Source organism: Prosthecochloris sp., assembly GCA_015482705.2.
Classification (GTDB): domain Bacteria; phylum Bacteroidota; class Chlorobiia; order Chlorobiales; family Chlorobiaceae; genus Prosthecochloris.
In genome coordinates, this window is sequence record JADMLA020000035.1 from 1 (window position 1) to 18,334 (window position 18,334).

Here is an 18,334-nt window from a genome sequence, read left to right on the forward strand (position 1 = left end):
GCAGCTCGCGATTCTTTCGTTTTCCCTTCTCTCATGCTTGGTACAGAACACCTGGCCCTCTCGAACCAGCCCGCTTCCTTCAACGGGCTCTTAATGTAGGGACTACCCCCTTAAGATCCAAAGATTTTTTCATTCTTTTTCTCTTTTTTTCGACAGAGGGTTTTTATTCAACAGGCTCGACCTTACAATCGTTCCATCATTGCATCATCACTGTACTTGAAAATGCAACCTGCCCGGTCATACGGCATTGTCTTCCAAAAAACTTTTTGCTCAAATGACCAAATTTGATTATTAATATATGACAAAAATTTTTCGTGAGAATAAAAGCACTGTAACAATGAACAATGAACCCGCCAAACGCTGGATAATGATAGCAGGTGCTGCTGTAGCTGCCGTTCTTCTGATTATACTGCTGCTGCTGGTGTTGCGGCAACCGGCATTACCAGAATCGATCGCTTTCGGCAATGGCAGGCTGGAAGCAATCGAATACGATATCGCAACCAAACATGCGGGAAAGCTGGAGAAAGTCATGGTCGAAGAAGGAGACATGGTAACAGCAGGACAGACACTTGCCATCATGGAAATAACGGAGCTCGAATCGCTGCTTCATGAGGCTGAAGCAAATCTCGACCGTGCAAAAGAATCAAAAAAACAGGCCAAAGCCCTCGTTTCACAACGCAACAGCGAAAGAAACCTGGCCGGCAAAGATTTTTCCCGATCACAAAAGCTGTTTCAAGCCGACGTCATTTCAAAACAGGACATGGACAGCCAAACGACCCGACTGCAGTCGGCAACCGCCGCACTTCAGGCTGCACAAGCTATGGTTGCGGAAAGCGACGCCGCAATGGCAGCTGCACGAGCAAATATCGAAAGAGTTCAAACCACGATCGATGACAGCTTTCTCAAGACACCTGTAAACGGAAGGGTGCTTTACAAACTGGCGGAACCCGGCGAGGTACTCGGAGCAGGAAGCAAAGCGCTTACCGTTCTCGATCTGAACGATACCTACATGACTATCTTCCTGCCGACAGCTCAGGCAGGAAAGGCCGCCATAGGATCGGAAGCCCGTATCGTTCTCGATGCCCTTCCGGAACAGCCCCTCCCGGCTACCGTTTCATTCGTGTCACCCGAAGCCCAGTTCACACCCAAAGAGGTCGAGACAAAAACCGAACGGGAAAAACTCATGTTCCGCATCAAGGTGAGACTCGATACCGCAAGCAGTAAGTATAAGGATATTCCGTTGAAAGCAGGACTGCCGGGCATGGCATATGTCAAGCTGGATAACGACGAACAATGGCCGGAAAGCCTGCAGATTCAGGTGAACAAATGACCGCCGAATACAGCGCTATCGCCCGGTTCGAACAAGTCTCCCATCACTATGGAGATACCCGGGCTCTCGATGAGATCACGCTCGACATCCCCGCCGGATGTATGGCTGGCCTTATTGGACCTGATGGTGTAGGAAAATCCACATTGCTCGGTCTTGTAGCCGGAGCAACCAAAATACAGAGTGGAACAATCAGTGTACTGGGTGGAAATATTGGAGATTCCGGATTTCGCCGTTCGGTATCACCTCGAATCGCCTACATGCCTCAAGGACTGGGAAAAAACCTCTACCTCACGCTTACAGTCCATGAAAACGTCGATTTTTTCGGCAGGCTTTTCGGCCTCCCGGCGAACAAGAGACGTACCCAGATAGAGGAAGTGCTCGAAAGTACCGGATTGCTGCCGTTCAGCAACCGGCCCGCAGGCAAACTATCGGGTGGCATGAAACAGAAGCTGGGTCTGTGCTGCTCGCTGATTCATGAACCGGATCTTTTGATCCTCGATGAGCCGACAACAGGTGTAGACCCTCTTTCCCGGCAGCAATTCTGGGAACTGATCGCCCGTATACGGAACCGAAAGGCAATCAGTGTCATTGTGGCAACTGCATACATGCAGGAAGCCGAACGTTTCGACTGGCTCGCTGCGATGGATAGCGGGCATATCCTTTCGCAAGGAACTCCAGGTGAATTGAGAAAGCGAGCGGGAAAGGACAACCTCGAGGATGCATTTATCGAGCTTCTTCCTACCGAGAAACGAGGAGACCACTCATCTCTTGTCATCCCTCCATACACTCGAGAACAAAAAACCACTGCGATCGAGGCCGACGGCCTGACCAAACGGTTTGGCGACTTCACGGCTGTCGACCACGTCAGTTTCTCCATTGGACAGGGCGAGATTTTCGGTTTTCTCGGTTCAAACGGTTGCGGCAAAACCACAACCATGAAAATGCTGACCGGCCTTCTTCCATCCAGCGAAGGCAGTGCAACATTGTTTGGCCGACGCATCGACGCATTCGATCTGGCAACAAGAAAGCGAGTCGGCTACATGTCCCAGTCTTTTTCTCTCTACGGTGAACTCACTGTCGAGCAGAACCTCACGATGCATGCACGCCTCTTTCATCTTCCTGAGGAACATATTGCCTCAAGGGTCGACGAGCTGACCGAGCGCTTTTCACTCAAGCCCTATAAGACAAAGCTTGCCACGGATTTACCCATGGGAATACGGCAGCGTCTTTCACTGGCTGTCGCCGTAGTCCATGATCCTGAACTCCTCATCCTCGACGAACCAACGTCCGGTGTCGACCCGCTGGCCAGAGACCGGTTCTGGGAAATACTCATCGACCTTTCCCGTAATCAGGGTGTCACCATATTTATTTCCACCCACTTCATGAACGAAGGGGAACGCTGCGACCGCATATCACTTATGCACGCTGGAAAAGTCCTCGCGATCGGAGCGCCGGATGAACTTGTCCACTCCAGCAAGGCTGCAAACCTGGAAGACGCCTTTATCGGGTATCTCCGTCAGGCCGCCGGTGAAGAGCACACCGACGGCATATCGGCTACACCGTCGGAGAAGCCGTCAGTTTCCCCCCAAGCCGAGAGGAAAAACATCATCTTCAGTCCGAGAAGAATGTACGGCTACATGTACAGAGAGTCTCTCGAAATAATACGCGACCCTGTACGCCTGGCTTTCGCATTACTTGGATCGGTTATTTTGATGCTGATCCTCGGCTACGGTATAACGTTCGATATAAAAGACACTCCTTTCGCTGTTCTTGACCGGGACAACAGCCCGGAAAGCCGGGATTACATCGCAAGTATGGGCAGTTCGGTCTACTTCACCGAGCACCCACCACTCGTTTCGGCCGACGACATAGAGCGCCGTCTCCAGAACGGCGAACTGCAAGCCGTGTTCGAAATTCCCCCCGATTTCGGAAAAGACCTCAAACGGGGAAGAAACACGGAGATCATGGCTCTCATCGACGGCTCGATGCCTTTTCATGGTGAAACCATCAGGGGCTACATCTATGGGCTCCACTCCCATTACCTTTCCGACCTCGCAGTTAGGACCTATGGCGATAAACCGACCTTTGCCCCGGTGTCGCTCAAGGTCAGGTATCGTTACAACCAGGACTTCGAAAGTTTGACAGCGATGGTTCCGGCCGTCATCCCACTGTTGCTGATCTTTATCCCCGCTATCCTCATGGCCCTTGGTGTCGTGCGTGAAAAAGAGCTCGGTTCGATCACCAACCTCTATGTCACACCGGTAACACGCCTGGAGTTCCTGATCGGCAAGCAGATTCCTTACATCGCCATCGGAATGATCAGCTTTTTCACGCTTGTCGTGCTCTCCGTCACGGTATTCGACGTTCCCGTCAGGGGAAGCTTTGCGACACTGACGTTCAGCGCCCTGCTGTATGTCATCGTCACTACCGGTTTCGGACTCCTGATGTCTTCCTTTACCCGCACACAACTTGCGGCCCTCGCGGTAACGGCATTCGCAACCTTGATACCCGCCGTCCGCTTCTGTGGCCTGACCGATCCGGTATCCTCCCTCGACGGGGCCAGCGCATTTCTCGGTAACATCTATCCGACAACCTATTTTCTCTATATCTCGAGAGGATGTTTCACCAAAGAACTCGGCATGGGAGACCTGTACGGCTATATCGCCGCTCTTTGCGCCTTTATCCCGGTGTTTACAGGCCTGAGTCTTATCCTGCTCAAAAAACAGGGGGAGTGAAAAAATGAAACGACACACGGCAAGAAACATCTGGCACTTGGGCATCAAAGAACTGAGAAGTCTCTGGAGCGACAAAATTATGCTCGGGCTCATCCTTTTCATGTTCACCGTCGGCATTTATGTAGCTGCCGGAGCACAGTCCCGTGAACTGCACAACGCCCCCATAGCGTTTGTGGATAACGACCGTTCACCACTGTCGGAACGTATCATCGATGCGTTTTACCCTCCACATTTCAAACATCCCGAGCATATTTCACAGCAGGAAATCGATCCCGGTATGGATGAAGGGCTCTACACCTTCGTGCTTGTTATTCCACCTGAGTTCCAGCACGACGTACTCGCGGGAAAACTTCCGGAAATACAGGTCAACGTCGACGCAACCCGGATGACACAAGCATTTATCGGATCGAGCTATATCAGCAGTATCATCAACGGGGAAGTGCTGGAGTTTGTTCGAGGATACAGAACATCGACACCTCTGCCCATCGATCTTGCCGTCAAAGTACGTTTCAACCCGAACCTCAACGGGATCTGGTTCGGCAGCGTCATGGAAATCATGACAAACATCACCATTCTCTCCATCATTCTCACAGGAGCGGCTTTGATCAGGGAACGTGAACGGGGCACCATCGAACACCTGCTCGTCATGCCGCTCACCCCGTTGGAAATCATGGGAGCAAAAGTCTGGGCCAACGGTATAGTGGTTCTTGCCAGCGCAATGCTCTCTTTGTTTCTGGTTGTCAAGGGTCTTTTCCAGGTGCCTATCGCCGGCTCGATCACACTCTTCATGATCGGTGCGATGCTCCATCTTTTTTCAACGACATCCATCGGTATTTTTCTGGGAACCATCGCCAGGTCCATGCCTCAGTTCGGTTTGCTGATCATTCTTGTCATCCTGCCGATGCAACTGCTCTCGGGGGGAGTCACACCACGGGAAAGCATGCCTGAAATTGTCCAGAACATCATGCTCATCTCCCCAACGACCCACTTTGTCAATTTTTCAAAAGCGATCATGTACCGCGGGGCCGGAATCGGCGTGGTCTGGAAACAGTTTGCCGTCATAAGCCTCATCGGAACGGTATTTTTCCTCATAGCGCTTACCCGTTTCCGAAAAACCGTCGCACAAACCCAGCTGTAAACACATAAACAACACAACCTGACACCATGAAGGCGTCATCTTTCGCTGTCGTTGACACTCTTCAGCAACATTTCATTTACTCAATAAATTGATTAAATTTACTCAACAGCAAAAGCAAAAACAGCAGCAGTGCTTATAGAAAGACAGCAAAAAGCCCTTCTTGAAAAGCGCCTGGATGCAGAACCGCGCCGGTTTATCCAGGTCATACATGGACCACGGCAGGTTGGTAAAACAACGCTTGCCCAGCAATTCATGCAAGCGACAAAACAAACCACTCATTTTACCACGGCAGACAATGTCTCTGCAGGACAGCTGGCATGGATTTCTCAACAGTGGGAAGCTGCTCGAATCGCACTACGACGGTCTCCGCGGAAAGAGGCGATCCTGATTATCGATGAAATACAGAAAATCAGCAACTGGAGTGAAACCGTTAAGCGGGAGTGGGACAACGACAGTGCAAACAAGCTCAACCTGAAAGTGGTTTTGCTCGGATCATCGAGGCTCCTGCTCCAGGAAGGACTGAGCGAATCGCTTGCCGGGCGCTTTGAAACAATCTATCTCGGACACTGGTCATATTCGGAGATGAAACAGGCGTTCGGGTTGACACCCGAAGAGTATGCCTGGTTCGGGGGATACCCTGGAGCGGCAGCCCTGATCGGCGATGAAGAACGGTGGTCTCGCTACATAAGGGACTCACTGATAGAAAGCAGTATTTCAAGGGATATCCTCATGCTCAACCGTGTCGACAAACCAGCCCTGATGAAGCGATTGTTCGAGCTCGGGTGCCATTATTCAGGCCAGATACTGTCCTACACTAAAATCATGGGACAGCTTCAGGACGCAGGGAACACGACAACCCTTGCGCACTATCTGCAACTTCTCGATACAGCAGGACTCCTCGGCGGACTTGAAAAATACAGTCCGAAAATTGTTCGGAGAAGAGCTTCGAGCCCTAAGTTCCAGGTCCATAATACAGCCTTGATCAGCGCCCAGCAGGAGAGCACTTTCAATGATATTGTCGAAAAACCCGCCGAATGGGGACGCTGGGTAGAATCTGCAATCGGAGCCCACTTGCTCAATCATTCGTTATCCACGGGATACCAGCTCAACTACTGGCGACACGGTAACCATGAGGTCGATTTTATTCTCGTGCAGAAGAACAAGGTCATTGGCCTCGAGGTAAAGTCAGGTAGTACCCGATACACATCCGGTATCGAGGCTTTCAAACAGCGGTACAATCCTGAAAAAGTCCTCCTGGTCGGCAACTCCGGAATCCCGTGGCAGGATTTCCTTGCAATCGATCCAGCCGAACTGTTCCTGTAAGCTGAGAATCTTTTAATGAGAGCCTAAAACACCAGATTAAACACATACCCCACCAGCACGATCCCTGCAGCGACAACACCCGCAAAAACCGCAATCAAACGTGGCTTGAGGACTTTGCGCAAGATAATCATTTCAGGAGCCGATAAAGCGATGACGCTCATCATGAACGCCATGGCAGTTCCGAGCGCAGCTCCTTTGCCCAAAAGCGCCTGCACGACAGGCAGGATACCTGCAGCATTCGAGTACATGGGAACACCCAGCAGCACCGCGACAGGTACCGACCACCATGCGCTTTCACCCATCAGTTCAGCCATGAAGTTTTCGGGTACATACCCGTGGATGCCGGCGCCGACACCTACTCCCACGACAATATAAAGCCAGACTTTTCCAACGATCGATCGAACATGATCGAGACCCTCACCGAATCGTTCAGGCCAGGAAATATCCGATCCCTTTGCACTCGCTGCAACAGTGCTGTTCAACATCTGCCTGACCCACTCTTCAAGCTGATTTTCCAAACCGAGTTTCCCGATAACCATTCCGGCAACAACAGCAATACCGAGCCCCATTGTCATGTATGTCAAGGCGATTTTCCAGCCGAACATCCCGAACAGCAAGGCAAGTGCAACCTCATTGACCATCGGTGCGGCAATCAGAAATGAAAACGTAACACCCAGAGGAACCCCCGCCTGTAAGAAGCCAATAAAAAGAGGAACCGCCGAACAGGAACAAAATGGAGTGACAACACCAAGGCCTGCCGCCATAGCATTGCCGACCCCCGACCTGCGTCCCGAAAGCATCGCTCTGGTTTTTTCCGGCGATACGAAGGTGTGTACTATGCCCATGACAAATACCACTCCGACAAGCAAAAGCAGCACTTTCGGAACTTCATAGATGAAGAAAAACAAAGCCTCACCGAAATGACTCTCACGGCTTAATCCCAGAATACCGACTATGAGTTCAGCCAACAACTCGAGATTGTTGTACAGAAACAACAAACCCACAGAAACAACGGCATACCTCAGCCACATACCTGTTTGGCCTCCCTGTTGCGATCCTTTTTCTCTTTGCTTCATAATCCTGATATGTATACTCCCGAAATTGCTCAGCGCTTCTTGTTATCATCAAAAAAAATCGTAAAGGTACCTCTAAAAGGTGTCATGAGTCCCGATTCTATCGGGATAAACTTCAAAACCGGAGTGTCCCGATGAGTCGGGATGAAGATTTCGAGCACCGACCAACGCAGCAATTTGTGCGCGCAATAAGTTTTTAGAGGTACCCCTCGATCTCTTCTCGTGAGGGTATACGCCCCGAACATTTGACCACCTCGTCAACAACAAGAGCGGGAGTTGAAAGAACGTTGTAGGCCATGATCTGCTGAATATCCTCGACTTTTTCAACTGTCGCCTCAATGCCTGACTCGACGACAACTTCACGGACAAGCGATTCGAGCTGCTTACAGGTCGCACAACCAGAACCAAGTACTTTAATGTGTTTTTTCATCGTAACTCTTCATTTTTCATCGCATATCGCAAATAGGCGATAAATGTTATAAAAAAATTTTGCTATCCGTCAATTCATGCCGCTACATCCTCACTCAAGGCGAGACTGCGCTCTTTTCAGCAAAAAACTTTCCGAACAGATTCCGCGCTTTTGCCCAGTTTTTCCTGTTGATGCAATATTTCACCCTTGGCGGACTGATCTCACCCTGAATGAGCCCCGCTTCATGGAGCGCCTTGAGATGCTGGGAAACTGTAGACTGAGCCAGAGGAATCATCGCGGTCATCTCACCGGTGAAACAACAGGATTGGCTTTCGAGCAGCATCAGTATTTTTATTCTGACCGGATGTCCGAGCGCTTTAGCAAATTGCGCCATTTCCAGCTCGTCTTCACTGTAATCTATGTGTTTGTCGGTTCTCCGCATTGTAAGACATCATAGTTTATCGTAAATTTACGATAATGAAACAATAAACCAAATATATTATTCCTCACGGTTTTCGAGAGGCCATAGTATTCTATAATGTAAAACCTTTGCAAAGCAAGCAGTAACGCTCCCGTTGAAACAGCTACCTTTTTCAGGTACACAGAATTACCAACAAACCGGCACATATCGTCCGGCTAAAATCATGATTATGGACAAAAAACAAAAAGTGCTTTTCCTCTGTACCGGCAACTCCGCTCGCAGCCAGATGGCAGAAGGCTTTTTACGAGATATGGCCGGTGACCGGTTCGAGCCGCTCAGCGCCGGCATGGAAGCTCGTGACGAGATTCATCCCGTGGCGGTACAGGTCATGCAAGAGGTCGATATAGACATAAGCGGCCAGCACCCTAAGGGCCTGGAGGAATATCTCGGCAAAACATTCATCCACTATCTCATCGTAGTGTGCAGTAAAGCAAACGAAACCTGCCCGAGAATCTGGCCCGGACTCCTTAGTGAGGAAAACCGCTTCTACTGGCCGTTCGACGATCCAGCCGAAGCAACAGGAACAGATGAAGAAAAGCTCGATGTTTTCAGGCGAGTCCGCGATGAGATCAGGGAAAAACTTGCAGAATGGATCGAGACGCATCGATAAGAGAAATACCGCAAGAGGACAAAGGCTTTTTTTACAACGATATGAAAATAGTACATTGCCGAAAGAGTAACCGTTCACGAATAGATTTGGCCCGTGAAGCAGAATCTTTCGGCAAAACAGTATCGAAACAGTCGGCAGAGAGAACGAATTCTGGAAGTTCTTCGCTCTACCGAATGCCACCCTACAGCTACGTGGCTGTATGACAAGCTCAAGCCGGAGTTTCCCAAACTAAGCCTTGGCACTGTCTATAGAAATCTCGCGATTCTTATCGAACAGGGCCTTGCACAGAAAATTGATGCCGGCAGTACCTTCGACCGGTTCGAGGCTAAAACCGAACCGCATTACCACCTTATCTGCCGAAAGTGCGGCAAAATCGTTGATTTCGAAGCGTATCTGTTTCCTGAAATCGACGAGCAAATCCAGCGTTTGACAGATTTCGATATTGCAGGGCATCGGATAGACTTTTTTGGAACCTGCCCTGCATGCAAAGAAAAAAGCTGAATTCCTCTTGAAAAGAGAGGGTGGTTTTCTTATCCTTTTATTAATAATGATTCCGATTATCGGAAATCCGGAAGTTCTATGCAGTACCAGAAGTAATGCACGTAGCACTATTTATTCATAGAAGTACCTTGCAAACGTTCACAAAACAGAAGGGGGTAACCGCATGAATGAACAGAGTAAATGCCCGGTTACGGGTAGATCGGGCAAACAGACAGCCGGAAGTGGCACATCGAATCGGGACTGGTGGCCGAACCAGCTCAATCTCGACATGCTTCATCAGCACTCTTCCCTGGGTAATCCCCTGGATGAAGCGTTCAGGTACCCCGAAGCGTTCAAAACACTTGACCTTGCAGCCGTCAAACAAGACCTCTATGCGCTGATGACCGATTCGCAGGAGTGGTGGCCCGCTGACTATGGTCATTACGGCGGGCTATTCATCCGCATGGCGTGGCACAGCGCGGGTACCTATCGAACCGGCGATGGCCGCGGCGGTGGAGGCACCGGCAATCAGCGCTTCGCGCCGCTCAATAGCTGGCCCGACAATGCGAACCTCGATAAGGCGCGCCGGTTGCTCTGGCCGATTAAGCAGAAGTATGGACGAAAACTATCCTGGGCCGACCTCATGATCCTTGCGGGCAACTGTGCGCTGGAGTCGATGGGGTTCAAAACTTTCGGATTCGGCGGTGGACGCGTGGACATATGGGAACCTGAAGAGGATATTTACTGGGGTAAAGAGGTCGAGTGGCTCGGCAACACTCGCTATAGCGGGGAGCGAGACCTTGAAAACCCCCTGGCTGCAGTACAGATGGGCCTGATCTACGTCAATCCCGAAGGGCCCGACGGCAAACCGGATCCCGTTGCCGCCGGCAAGGACATTCGCGAAACCTTCGCACGCATGGCCATGAATGACGAGGAGACCGTGGCACTCGTGGCCGGTGGTCACACCTTCGGCAAATGTCACGGCGTCGGTGACCCGAAGCTGTTAGGCCCCGAACCCGAGGCCGCCGGAATAGAGGAACAGGGGCTCGGCTGGAAGAGCGGCTACGGCATCGGCAAGGGGGACGAGACCATGACCAGCGGACTGGAGGGGGCATGGACACCCGACCCGATTCATTGGGATATGGGGTATCTCGGCATGCTCTTCAAATACGAGTGGGAACTGACGAAAAGCCCCGCGGGAGCATGGCAATGGAAGCCGAAAGATGTGGCCGAAGAGGATCTCGCACCGGCCGCCCACGATCCATCGAAACGTGTTCCGACCATGATGACCACCGCAGACCTTGCGATGCGCATGGATCCGATCTACGGACCGATTTCACAGCGATTCTACGAGCACCCCGACCAGTTCGCGGACGCTTTTGCGCGGGCGTGGTTCAAACTGACACACCGTGACATGGGCCCTAAATCGCGCTATCTCGGCGCGGAAGTCCCTGCGGAGGATTTGATCTGGCAAGACCCGGTTCCCGCTGTCGATCATGAGCTGATAGGCGAAGGGGAGATCACGGAGCTCAAGAAACGGCTCCTTGCCTCCGGACTCTCGATCCCGGAACTTGTCTCGACGGCCTGGGCTTCAGCGTCGACGTTCCGCGGTTCCGACAAGCGCGGCGGGGCGAACGGCGCGCGCATCCGGCTCGCTCCGCAGAAAAGCTGGAAGGTCAATCAGCCCGAGCAACTGCAACGGGTGCTGCAGAAACTCGAGGAAATCCATGATGTCTTCAACGGAGAACAGCCTGGCGGCAAGAAAGTTTCGCTCGCCGACTTGATCGTGCTGGGAGGGTGCGCAGGCATCGAAGAAGCTGCAAGACGTGGCAGCAACAATGTGACCGCTCCCTTCACACCGGGCCGCACGGATGCCTTGCAGGAGCAGACCGATGCGGACTCGTTCTCGGTTCTCGAACCATTGGCTGACGGGTTCCGCAATTACATGAAAAAGAAATACAGCGTCTCCGCAGAGGAAATGCTCGTCGACCGCGCTCAGTTGCTGACACTCACGGCACCGGAGATGACCGTGCTCGTCGGCGGCCTGCGGGTGCTGAACGTCAATTTCGAACAATCACAGCAAGGTGTCTTCACCAAACGGCCGGAAACGCTCACCAATGATTTCTTCGTCAACCTGCTTGACATGGGCACGGAGTGGAAACCTCTCTCGAAAGAGCATGAGACGTTCGAAGGCTGCGATCGCAAAACCGGTGAACCAAGGTGGACTGCCACTCGCGCCGATCTCATTTTCGGCTCGAACTCCCGGCTCCGCGCCATTGCGGAAGTCTACGGAAGCGACGACGCACAGGAAAAGTTCGTGCATGACTTCGTGGCAGCATGGACCAAAGTCATGAACCTCGACCGTTTCGACCTCGGGTGAGGCTCGTGAAAAAAACACTTATGCATTATAAAAAAAGCCGCTTCTGGAAATTCAGGGCGGCTTTTTTTCTTTAATGGAACTGCGGAGCCTTTATGTACAAAATCAGGCTGATTGAGATATGACTTCCTGAAGAGAAAACTCGGAGAGCATTGCATTCGTCTTTGCATGTTCTATTGTCATACTGACAAGGTTTCCTTTCTCATCAATATCGATATAGATGTTTCCACTGATTTCCTTTGTCTCCTGTACCTCACTATCAGTGAACTCAACATGAGCTGTGAAGGTATCTGAAAAATATTTTACTCTCATATTTTTATACCTCTTTTCTTATCAGAAAAAACCCTGTGTATCAGGAGAAAATTAGTTGATGCTGCGAAATCCATTCAGCGATGGTCATTTTTTCACTTCCATTTTTTTCAGCATTTCCACCGCGCTGGATTCGAACCTGGAAAAGGCAAACCATTTTTTCCCCAGATCTTTCAGGGAAGCTCCAATGTGGTAGATTTCTGTTCTATCGATAATTAAAAAACGGTCATGGGTATCTTTGAAAACCTCAATGAAAATAGGAGGATACTGTTGATTGTACTTTTTTAGATCGAGAGCGAGTTGCCGAGAAATGGTTTTGGTATAAATCGTTGCCGACACACCGTTCTTGCGTTTACTGAGCAGAGTCAGCACCGAGTCGTCCACATAATTATCAACAACGATCAGTGACTTCCGGGCCCTCCGCACAAGATCACAGGCGAATGTGTAAGCATCATAAACCTGACCGTTGTAAAATATCCCCTGCTTTGAAGGTTCATCTGATTCCAGCGCTTTGAATATTTTTTCAAAATTCTTTTCGGTTTCTGCCTCAAAGATAATCTGGCGACGTTCAACAGAATCCAGCCTGGTAAAGACATCTGCATTTTGCTGGAGAAACCGCCGCATTTCCACGAAAGCATTGATGATTTTGATGCTGACCATGACTGCAGTTTCACTGCGCAAAACGGCAGAAAGCATGGAAACACCTTGCTCCGTGAAAACATAGGGGTAATATTTTCTATGTTTTCCTCGACCGCCTCCCGTTTCTAAGGTCGCAATTTGCGACCTTAATTTTTCAAACTCCTCTGGAGTTAATTGGAACCTGAAATTATCTGGAAACCGATTAATATTGCGCTTAACCTGCTCCGTCAGTCTTTTAACCTCAACACCGTATACACGAGCCAAATCGCTGTCAAGCATCACCTGAACATCGCGAATTGTATAAATCATGCTCTGGATATTTTCCACAGACACAATTGTGTTATCGAATTCTGTCGACTTGCTTTCCATTATGCCCAAAATAACCCGAATAGCGTGTTTCAGGATTAGCGTTCATTATTACTATTGCAACAGTAATTGCATAGCAGAATAACAACTGACGCCAAAATAAAAAAGTAATTTCACCTCTCCAATCTCCAACTTGGTAGCCTATCTTGGAGCGATCATTCTGATTTCAGTGCAGTATGAGATTTTATTCTCAAACCCATCATTCTTTTGTACCAGATGGCTGTACATCGACTTTCTTACAGTTGGTATAACCGGATCGAATCTATCTTCATAGCTGGAGCGGAGAAGGCAAACCATTTTTTCCTCAGGTTTTTAGGGATACACCGATGTGATAAATTTCTGTTCTATTGATGATTAAAAAATGGTTGTGAGCATCTTTGTATTGCTTTTTGAAGACGAAAGGATTATTGGCTGAGTGCTTAAGAATTCTGAACCGGTCACACATTTTGTTACCAGTTAAGTTTTTCAGTGTCAGTGTACTGGCTATAAGGCCTTATGTTCTATTGATGTAATTCTCAGGCAGTCGGTGTTGGCTGAGCTTCACTGAAAGTGCAAAAAACGAAATAAGGTTTGGACTTTTATCACTATTGAAGTACGCTCCCGTATCCTGCTGCATGATTTCTTCGTGAACCTGCTCGACATGGGCACGGAGTGGAAACCTCTCTCGAAAGAGCATGAGACGTTCAAGGGCCGTGACCGCAAGACCGCTGAACCAAGGTGTACTGCCACCCGCGCCGATCTCATCTTCGGCTCGAACTCACGGCTCCGCGCCATTTCGGAAGTCTACGGAAGCGACGACGCACAGGAAAAGTTCGTGCAAGACTTCGTGGCAGCATGGACCAAAGTCATGAACCTCGACCGCTTCGACCTCTGCTGAGGTAACGAGAAACGAGACCTCAATAAAAACAGCCGCCTCCGGAATATCGGGGCGGCTTTTGTGCATCAGAACCTGCACTCGGGCTGGTAGAACGCAGAAGTTTTGATCTGGCGAAATGTGTTTACGCTGTATATTGTTTGCAGGACATATCGAAATCCGTGATGTTGATAATAAAATAATGGCATACCAGACCAGAATATGAATTGGAGTATGTAATACATGGATCGTTCAGACCTATTTGACTATTCGGACGGAAGAAAGTTTGCGGGAAGATCCGCTGAACAAGTATTTACAGAAATTGAGAAGGCAAATATTTGGAAAGCCGACGAGTCAGTCTCTGGCATCGGCTCAACATTGCTGCAAACAAGAACAATAATTGAAGAAGTCCCTAACATCATCAAGCGCCTGAAGATAACCTCCATCTTTGATGTCCCTTGCGGTGACTTTAACTGGTTTCAGAGAATTGATCTTTCTGATATCGTTTATTTAGGAGGAGATATTGTCCATTCGATCATCTCCGGTAACAATCAGAAGCATAGAAGCAACAACATATCTTTTGTTCATTTCAATCTACTTGAAGATGTTCAAAGACCTATGGATTTGGTTTTCTGCCGCGACTGTTTGGTACACTTTTCGATATCTGATATTCATAAAGCGCTAATCAATATTCTACGAAGCGGCTCCAGGTTCTTTATGACAACGACATTTCCTGAAGAAGAAGCAAACAAGGACATCGTTACAGGTGGCTGGCGCCCAGTAAATTTTCAGAAGGCGCCATTCAATTTTCCGGAACCTAAGATAATTCTTAATGAGAATTGTACAGAAATGAATGGTGTTTTTAGAGACAAGTCACTGGGGCTTTGGGATGTGAAAGAGCTTACGCAATTGAGAATTGAGGTTTAACCTCCCCGTTAGAATCATCTGTATCCTTTTAAGCAGCGGAATTCAATACCGTTTACCCCTCACTCTGTTTACCGCTTGAGGCGGCCTCTTTTGCCAGCACCTTGAAAGTGATCTTTAGCAGACCTTACACTAAGTTGTAGAAAACAAGAAGGGATAAGGCAGGCTGACCAACAATCCCACTAAACAGACCGAAGATAAAAAATGGTGAAGGCGATGAGGAAGAATCCAGCAGTCAACGTCAGGGATATCTGCCATAAACTATAGATTTCACGTGAGACTTATCATCGGTTACCGAAAAATTGGGAATAGTCATTTGCCACTTAGATTACATCTTTCTATATATTTTATAACAATTGCTTTTTTGATAGGTAGTTCATAGAAATAAGTAATCAACATCAAACTGGAGATTATATATGAATACTTGCTTCATTATTCAGCCGTTTGATGGCGGTCCGTATGATAAACGATGTGACGATGTTTTTATACCTGCAATTGAAGACGCTGGCCTTCAATCCTACCGAGTAGATCGTGATCCCTCAGCAAGCATTCCAATTGAGCAGATTGAGTCTGGTATACGATCCGCATCACTATGTTTAGCCGATATTACGGAAGATAACCCAAACGTATGGTTTGAGCTTGGGTACGCAATTGCAACACGCACTGATGTAATTCTGGTCTGTTCTGATCAACGCAAGAAGGCATTCCCCTTTGACGTGCAACACCGGCATATAATTAAATACACAACAGAGTCATCCAGGGATTTTGAGCAATTCAAAACCCAAATTACTGACAGGCTGAAAGCTCTTCTCAAGAAGCAGGAAAAGTTGAGTAATCTTGAGACTAAATCTCCAGTCACCGATGTTGAGGGTCTTAATCAACAAGAAATTGTAGCGCTTGTGGCAATCGGTCAGAACCTTGATACCCCAGAAGACCGTGTGTCCACCTATTTAGTACGACAGGACATGGAGAAATTGGGGTATACAAGAATAGCTACGACATTGGCATTGGCCTCATTGAGAAAGCAGGGTTTCATTGAGTCAAAAGAAGAGCTGAATTACAATGGAGAATCCTACATTGCCTACACATTGGAGAATGCAGGAATGGACTGGTTACTTAAAAATCAGGATCGCCTCGTGTTGCACCAGCAAGCAAAACAACAAAGTTCAGTTAGAGATGAAGATGTTCTTCCGTTCTGAGAAAGAGCTCAAGTTGCAGCATCTTAGGCAGCAATAATTCATGTGATCAGGTGGGCAACATCTGAATAAAACCTAAAAAACATACAAACAAATATATCAGTTCGTAATTTTTGACTAGCCGATATCTGGATACATAAAAATTCTAACTAATTTTACAGTTTGTTTTCTTTACTGCGCCAGACGCGAATAATAACGACAATATCGTTTTTATCCCACATATAGCGAAGAGCAAACGATCAGGCCCCGAACGAGATGAGCAGTTCACGCCTGCCAACGTTATCGTCCATAGGGCAACCCATTTTCGGTATTGATTTCAGCAGACCGACACCTTCCATAATGGCCTGTGGACCTCATGCTGCCGCATCGGAACCATCGCAGAAGTCTACGGAAGCGATGACGCACAGGAAAAGTTCGTGCATGACTTCGTCGGCGCATGGAACAAGGTTCATGAACCTCGACCGCTTCGACCTCGAGTGAGGTTCGTGAAAAAAACACCTATGCACAAAAAAGACACCCAAAGAATACCGGGGCGGCTTTTTTTCTTTACTGACAAATCATCATCACTTTATTCATTCAAAATAGTCAATATCGTATCGGGGGATTTCCTGACCAGATTGAGCAAAACAAGAGCAGGCCCCTGAGGGTTACGGTCGCCTCGCTCCCAATGCCGTAACGTTGCCACGCTGATACCAAATGCGGCTGCAAACTCATCCTGAGTCAAATGAGTCTTTTGCCGAATGGTTTTCACATTCACCGGTTCCGGTTTGAAAACTCTGACACAGACTTTTTTCCCTTTCGAATACTCAACAGCTTCTTCCAGTCCCTTTTTTATACTCTCAAATGTACTACTCATGTGTTTCTCCTGTAGTTTTGTACCAGCAGTTTTGTCAATCCTGCAAGCTCATTCCGCTCTGCTTTCGACAGATTCTCCCGCTCACTTTTGCTGAACGCCGTTAAAAGAAAAAGAAGGGAGAAAGGGGACGTTCACAACAAAATATACTTCTGCATCAAAAAACAACCACACACGTATAGCAACATCGCTCGTGACTGTTAAACAGCAGTTAGCATCCAAATTCAGTTCCAGGAATCCAATTATGATTATGATTTTAGATCGTTGGATACATTGAGACTGGCATGAGACGTTTATGCTGTATATTGCTGACAAGACACTATAAAAGCATATAATATTCTGGCCGTAAAGTAGCAGGCGAGCACAGTGTTGTACCTGCACAATAATGAACCAGATTAACGGGTAGCTGATTTATGAATGCAAGAAAGCTGTTATTTTTAGTTCTGATACTAAATTCGGTAGTAGTTATTGCCGCTCTTGAGATAAATAGAAGAAGCGGAGTCAATCATTTCGATGAAGGTAAATTTGTCACCATATATTCCTTCCTTCAACTTTTGGCGACGTTTGGCATCGTTTTATTAATAAATTGGTATTCTCGTTGGAAAAACCCCTCTTTGATCTGGAAGATTATAGCTATCGGGTTTATATTTTTGGCTGCGGATGAAGTCTTTACGATTCATGAAAACATAGATTTTCTGATTCATCGTGTCTTTGGTATAGAAGAAACTGCTGTTACTGATCGCATCGACGACATCCTCGTTGGTCTATACGGACTGTTAGGGATAGGTGTGCTTTTTGTTTATCGCAATGAATGGAAAATCTATCGCGAAGCCTTTCCATTTTTCATATTTGGCTTTGCTCTTCTCTTTGGTATGGTCACATTAGATGTAATCACTAACAGACATGACATTCTTTATTTAATATGGGATCATCATTCAGCCAGTACTATCCAGTCTTACCTTTCGCTTGCAGAAGAACCACTGAAGGTTTTTTCAGAAGCATTCTTCATATTGGGGTTTTACATTATTTTACAGACAGTAAAGGCCGGGAAGAAAGAGTCAGCTGTTACTAAAGCAGGCTAACAAAACGTTGCTCAGTGACCACGACAAACCGCGCTTGAGAATACCAAAAACTACCACAACCACAAAAGCCCGTCTATGTTGAGACGGGCTTTTTGATGTGTGTAGTAAAAAATCGGCGACGACCTACTCTCCCGCAGTTAAGCAGTACCATCGGCT

At 48.2% G+C, this 18,334-nt stretch carries 17 protein-coding genes and 1 pseudogene; 12 read left to right on the top strand and 6 right to left on the bottom strand.

Annotated elements, in window-relative coordinates; translation table 11 throughout:
• Window positions 1-337: 337 nt before the first annotated feature.
• The 4 genes from QZ209_RS08290 to QZ209_RS08305 all read left to right on the top strand — a co-directional run bounded on the left by QZ209_RS08290 (window position 338) and on the right by QZ209_RS08305 (window position 6,526).
• On the top strand, window positions 338-1,330 hold the full coding sequence (locus QZ209_RS08290) for an HlyD family efflux transporter periplasmic adaptor subunit (protein ID WP_294346860.1): 993 nt from the start codon (window positions 338-340) through the stop codon (window positions 1,328-1,330).
• Window positions 1,294-4,065, top strand: a complete 2,772-nt coding sequence (gene rbbA / locus QZ209_RS08295) for a ribosome-associated ATPase/putative transporter RbbA (protein ID WP_294346862.1) — start codon at window positions 1,294-1,296, stop codon at window positions 4,063-4,065. The genes QZ209_RS08290 and rbbA overlap by 37 nt, the downstream gene beginning before the upstream one ends.
• Before the next feature lie 4 nt (window positions 4,066-4,069).
• On the top strand, window positions 4,070-5,203 hold the full coding sequence (locus QZ209_RS08300; RefSeq protein WP_294346864.1) for an ABC transporter permease: 1,134 nt from the start codon (window positions 4,070-4,072) through the stop codon (window positions 5,201-5,203).
• A gap of 129 nt (window positions 5,204-5,332) precedes the next feature.
• On the top strand, window positions 5,333-6,526 hold the full coding sequence (locus tag QZ209_RS08305) for an ATP-binding protein (RefSeq protein ID WP_294346866.1): 1,194 nt from the start codon (window positions 5,333-5,335) through the stop codon (window positions 6,524-6,526).
• 23 nt (window positions 6,527-6,549) lie between these two features.
• Here QZ209_RS08305 and QZ209_RS08310 read toward each other — a convergent pair whose 3' ends face one another.
• The 3 genes from QZ209_RS08310 to QZ209_RS08320 all read right to left on the bottom strand — a co-directional run bounded on the left by QZ209_RS08310 (window position 6,550) and on the right by QZ209_RS08320 (window position 8,450).
• Entirely contained in the window at window positions 6,550-7,557 is a 1,008-nt protein-coding gene (locus QZ209_RS08310) for a permease (RefSeq protein ID WP_294346890.1), read from the bottom strand.
• 238 nt (window positions 7,558-7,795) lie between these two features.
• A complete protein-coding gene (locus QZ209_RS08315; RefSeq protein WP_294346867.1) occupies window positions 7,796-8,029 on the bottom strand; it encodes a thioredoxin family protein in 234 nt (77 codons plus the stop codon).
• Between the two features lie 94 nt (window positions 8,030-8,123).
• Window positions 8,124-8,450 carry a metalloregulator ArsR/SmtB family transcription factor gene (locus QZ209_RS08320; protein ID WP_294346869.1) on the bottom strand — a complete coding sequence of 109 codons (327 nt, stop codon included), beginning with the start codon at window positions 8,448-8,450 and terminating at the stop codon, window positions 8,124-8,126.
• A gap of 208 nt (window positions 8,451-8,658) precedes the next feature.
• Here QZ209_RS08320 and QZ209_RS08325 point away from each other — a divergent pair, with 208 nt between their 5' ends.
• The 3 genes from QZ209_RS08325 to katG all read left to right on the top strand — a co-directional run bounded on the left by QZ209_RS08325 (window position 8,659) and on the right by katG (window position 11,959).
• Entirely contained in the window at window positions 8,659-9,099 is a 441-nt protein-coding gene (locus QZ209_RS08325; protein WP_294346892.1) for an arsenate reductase ArsC, read from the top strand.
• A 93-nt stretch (window positions 9,100-9,192) separates the two neighbouring features.
• Complete coding sequence (locus QZ209_RS08330) at window positions 9,193-9,600, top strand: transcriptional repressor (protein ID WP_294346871.1); 408 nt, start codon at window positions 9,193-9,195, stop codon at window positions 9,598-9,600.
• A 163-nt stretch (window positions 9,601-9,763) separates the two neighbouring features.
• Window positions 9,764-11,959, top strand: coding sequence for a catalase/peroxidase HPI (katG, locus tag QZ209_RS08335; protein WP_294346873.1), 2,196 nt, complete (start codon window positions 9,764-9,766; stop codon window positions 11,957-11,959).
• A gap of 102 nt (window positions 11,960-12,061) precedes the next feature.
• Here the strand turns inward: katG and QZ209_RS08340 are convergent, their stop codons facing one another.
• Together QZ209_RS08340 and QZ209_RS08345 are read right to left on the bottom strand one after the other, a co-directional pair.
• Complete coding sequence (locus tag QZ209_RS08340; RefSeq protein WP_294346875.1) at window positions 12,062-12,268, bottom strand: DUF2283 domain-containing protein; 207 nt, start codon at window positions 12,266-12,268, stop codon at window positions 12,062-12,064.
• Window positions 12,269-12,352: 84 nt separating this feature from the next.
• Window positions 12,353-13,273: an ORF6N domain-containing protein gene (locus QZ209_RS08345; protein WP_366515763.1), complete on the bottom strand. Its 921-nt coding sequence runs from the start codon at window positions 13,271-13,273 to the stop codon at window positions 12,353-12,355.
• 610 nt (window positions 13,274-13,883) lie between these two features.
• On the opposite strand from QZ209_RS08345, the pseudogene QZ209_RS08350 reads away from it, so the two are divergent.
• From QZ209_RS08350 to QZ209_RS08365, 4 genes and pseudogenes are all read left to right on the top strand, one after another.
• Window positions 13,884-14,147: pseudogene (locus QZ209_RS08350) on the top strand (catalase-peroxidase); the annotation flags it as partial.
• 219 nt (window positions 14,148-14,366) lie between these two features.
• Window positions 14,367-15,050 (top strand): CheR family methyltransferase, encoded by a 684-nt coding sequence (locus QZ209_RS08355; protein ID WP_294346880.1) that lies wholly within the window; start codon window positions 14,367-14,369, stop codon window positions 15,048-15,050.
• A gap of 413 nt (window positions 15,051-15,463) precedes the next feature.
• Window positions 15,464-16,246 carry a hypothetical protein gene (locus QZ209_RS08360; RefSeq protein ID WP_294346882.1) on the top strand — a complete coding sequence of 261 codons (783 nt, stop codon included), beginning with the start codon at window positions 15,464-15,466 and terminating at the stop codon, window positions 16,244-16,246.
• Between the two features lie 252 nt (window positions 16,247-16,498).
• Window positions 16,499-16,723 carry a hypothetical protein gene (locus QZ209_RS08365; protein WP_294346884.1) on the top strand — a complete coding sequence of 75 codons (225 nt, stop codon included), beginning with the start codon at window positions 16,499-16,501 and terminating at the stop codon, window positions 16,721-16,723.
• Between the two features lie 88 nt (window positions 16,724-16,811).
• On the opposite strand, the gene nadS is transcribed toward QZ209_RS08365, so the two are convergent.
• On the bottom strand, window positions 16,812-17,099 hold the full coding sequence (nadS, locus tag QZ209_RS08370; protein WP_294346886.1) for a NadS family protein: 288 nt from the start codon (window positions 17,097-17,099) through the stop codon (window positions 16,812-16,814).
• Between the two features lie 410 nt (window positions 17,100-17,509).
• Between nadS and QZ209_RS08375 the strand changes: the two genes are divergently transcribed.
• A complete protein-coding gene (locus tag QZ209_RS08375; RefSeq protein WP_110024380.1) occupies window positions 17,510-18,178 on the top strand; it encodes a hypothetical protein in 669 nt (222 codons plus the stop codon).
• Window positions 18,179-18,334: the final 156 nt, after the last annotated feature.

What these genes read in the sequence shown, in the direction of transcription:
- QZ209_RS08320 (WP_294346869.1), bottom strand. Translation starts at nt 8,450, where the DNA reads ATGCGGAGAACCGACAAACACATAGATTACAGTGAAGACGAGCTGGAA.
- QZ209_RS08300 (WP_294346864.1), top strand. Translation starts at nt 4,070, where the DNA reads ATGAAACGACACACGGCAAGAAACATCTGGCACTTGGGCATCAAAGAA.
- QZ209_RS08290 (WP_294346860.1), top strand. Translation starts at nt 338, where the DNA reads ATGAACAATGAACCCGCCAAACGCTGGATAATGATAGCAGGTGCTGCT.
- QZ209_RS08375 (WP_110024380.1), top strand. Translation starts at nt 17,510, where the DNA reads ATGAATGCAAGAAAGCTGTTATTTTTAGTTCTGATACTAAATTCGGTA.
- katG (WP_294346873.1), top strand. Translation starts at nt 9,764, where the DNA reads ATGAATGAACAGAGTAAATGCCCGGTTACGGGTAGATCGGGCAAACAG.
- QZ209_RS08310 (WP_294346890.1), bottom strand. Translation starts at nt 7,557, where the DNA reads ATGTGGCTGAGGTATGCCGTTGTTTCTGTGGGTTTGTTGTTTCTGTAC.
- QZ209_RS08315 (WP_294346867.1), bottom strand. Translation starts at nt 8,029, where the DNA reads ATGAAAAAACACATTAAAGTACTTGGTTCTGGTTGTGCGACCTGTAAG.
- QZ209_RS08360 (WP_294346882.1), top strand. Translation starts at nt 15,464, where the DNA reads ATGAATACTTGCTTCATTATTCAGCCGTTTGATGGCGGTCCGTATGAT.
- QZ209_RS08365 (WP_294346884.1), top strand. Translation starts at nt 16,499, where the DNA reads ATGAGCAGTTCACGCCTGCCAACGTTATCGTCCATAGGGCAACCCATT.
- QZ209_RS08325 (WP_294346892.1), top strand. Translation starts at nt 8,659, where the DNA reads ATGGACAAAAAACAAAAAGTGCTTTTCCTCTGTACCGGCAACTCCGCT.
- nadS (WP_294346886.1), bottom strand. Translation starts at nt 17,099, where the DNA reads ATGAGTAGTACATTTGAGAGTATAAAAAAGGGACTGGAAGAAGCTGTT.
- QZ209_RS08340 (WP_294346875.1), bottom strand. Translation starts at nt 12,268, where the DNA reads ATGAGAGTAAAATATTTTTCAGATACCTTCACAGCTCATGTTGAGTTC.
- rbbA (WP_294346862.1), top strand. Translation starts at nt 1,294, where the DNA reads ATGGCCGGAAAGCCTGCAGATTCAGGTGAACAAATGACCGCCGAATAC.
- QZ209_RS08355 (WP_294346880.1), top strand. Translation starts at nt 14,367, where the DNA reads ATGGATCGTTCAGACCTATTTGACTATTCGGACGGAAGAAAGTTTGCG.
- QZ209_RS08345 (WP_366515763.1), bottom strand. Translation starts at nt 13,273, where the DNA reads ATGGAAAGCAAGTCGACAGAATTCGATAACACAATTGTGTCTGTGGAA.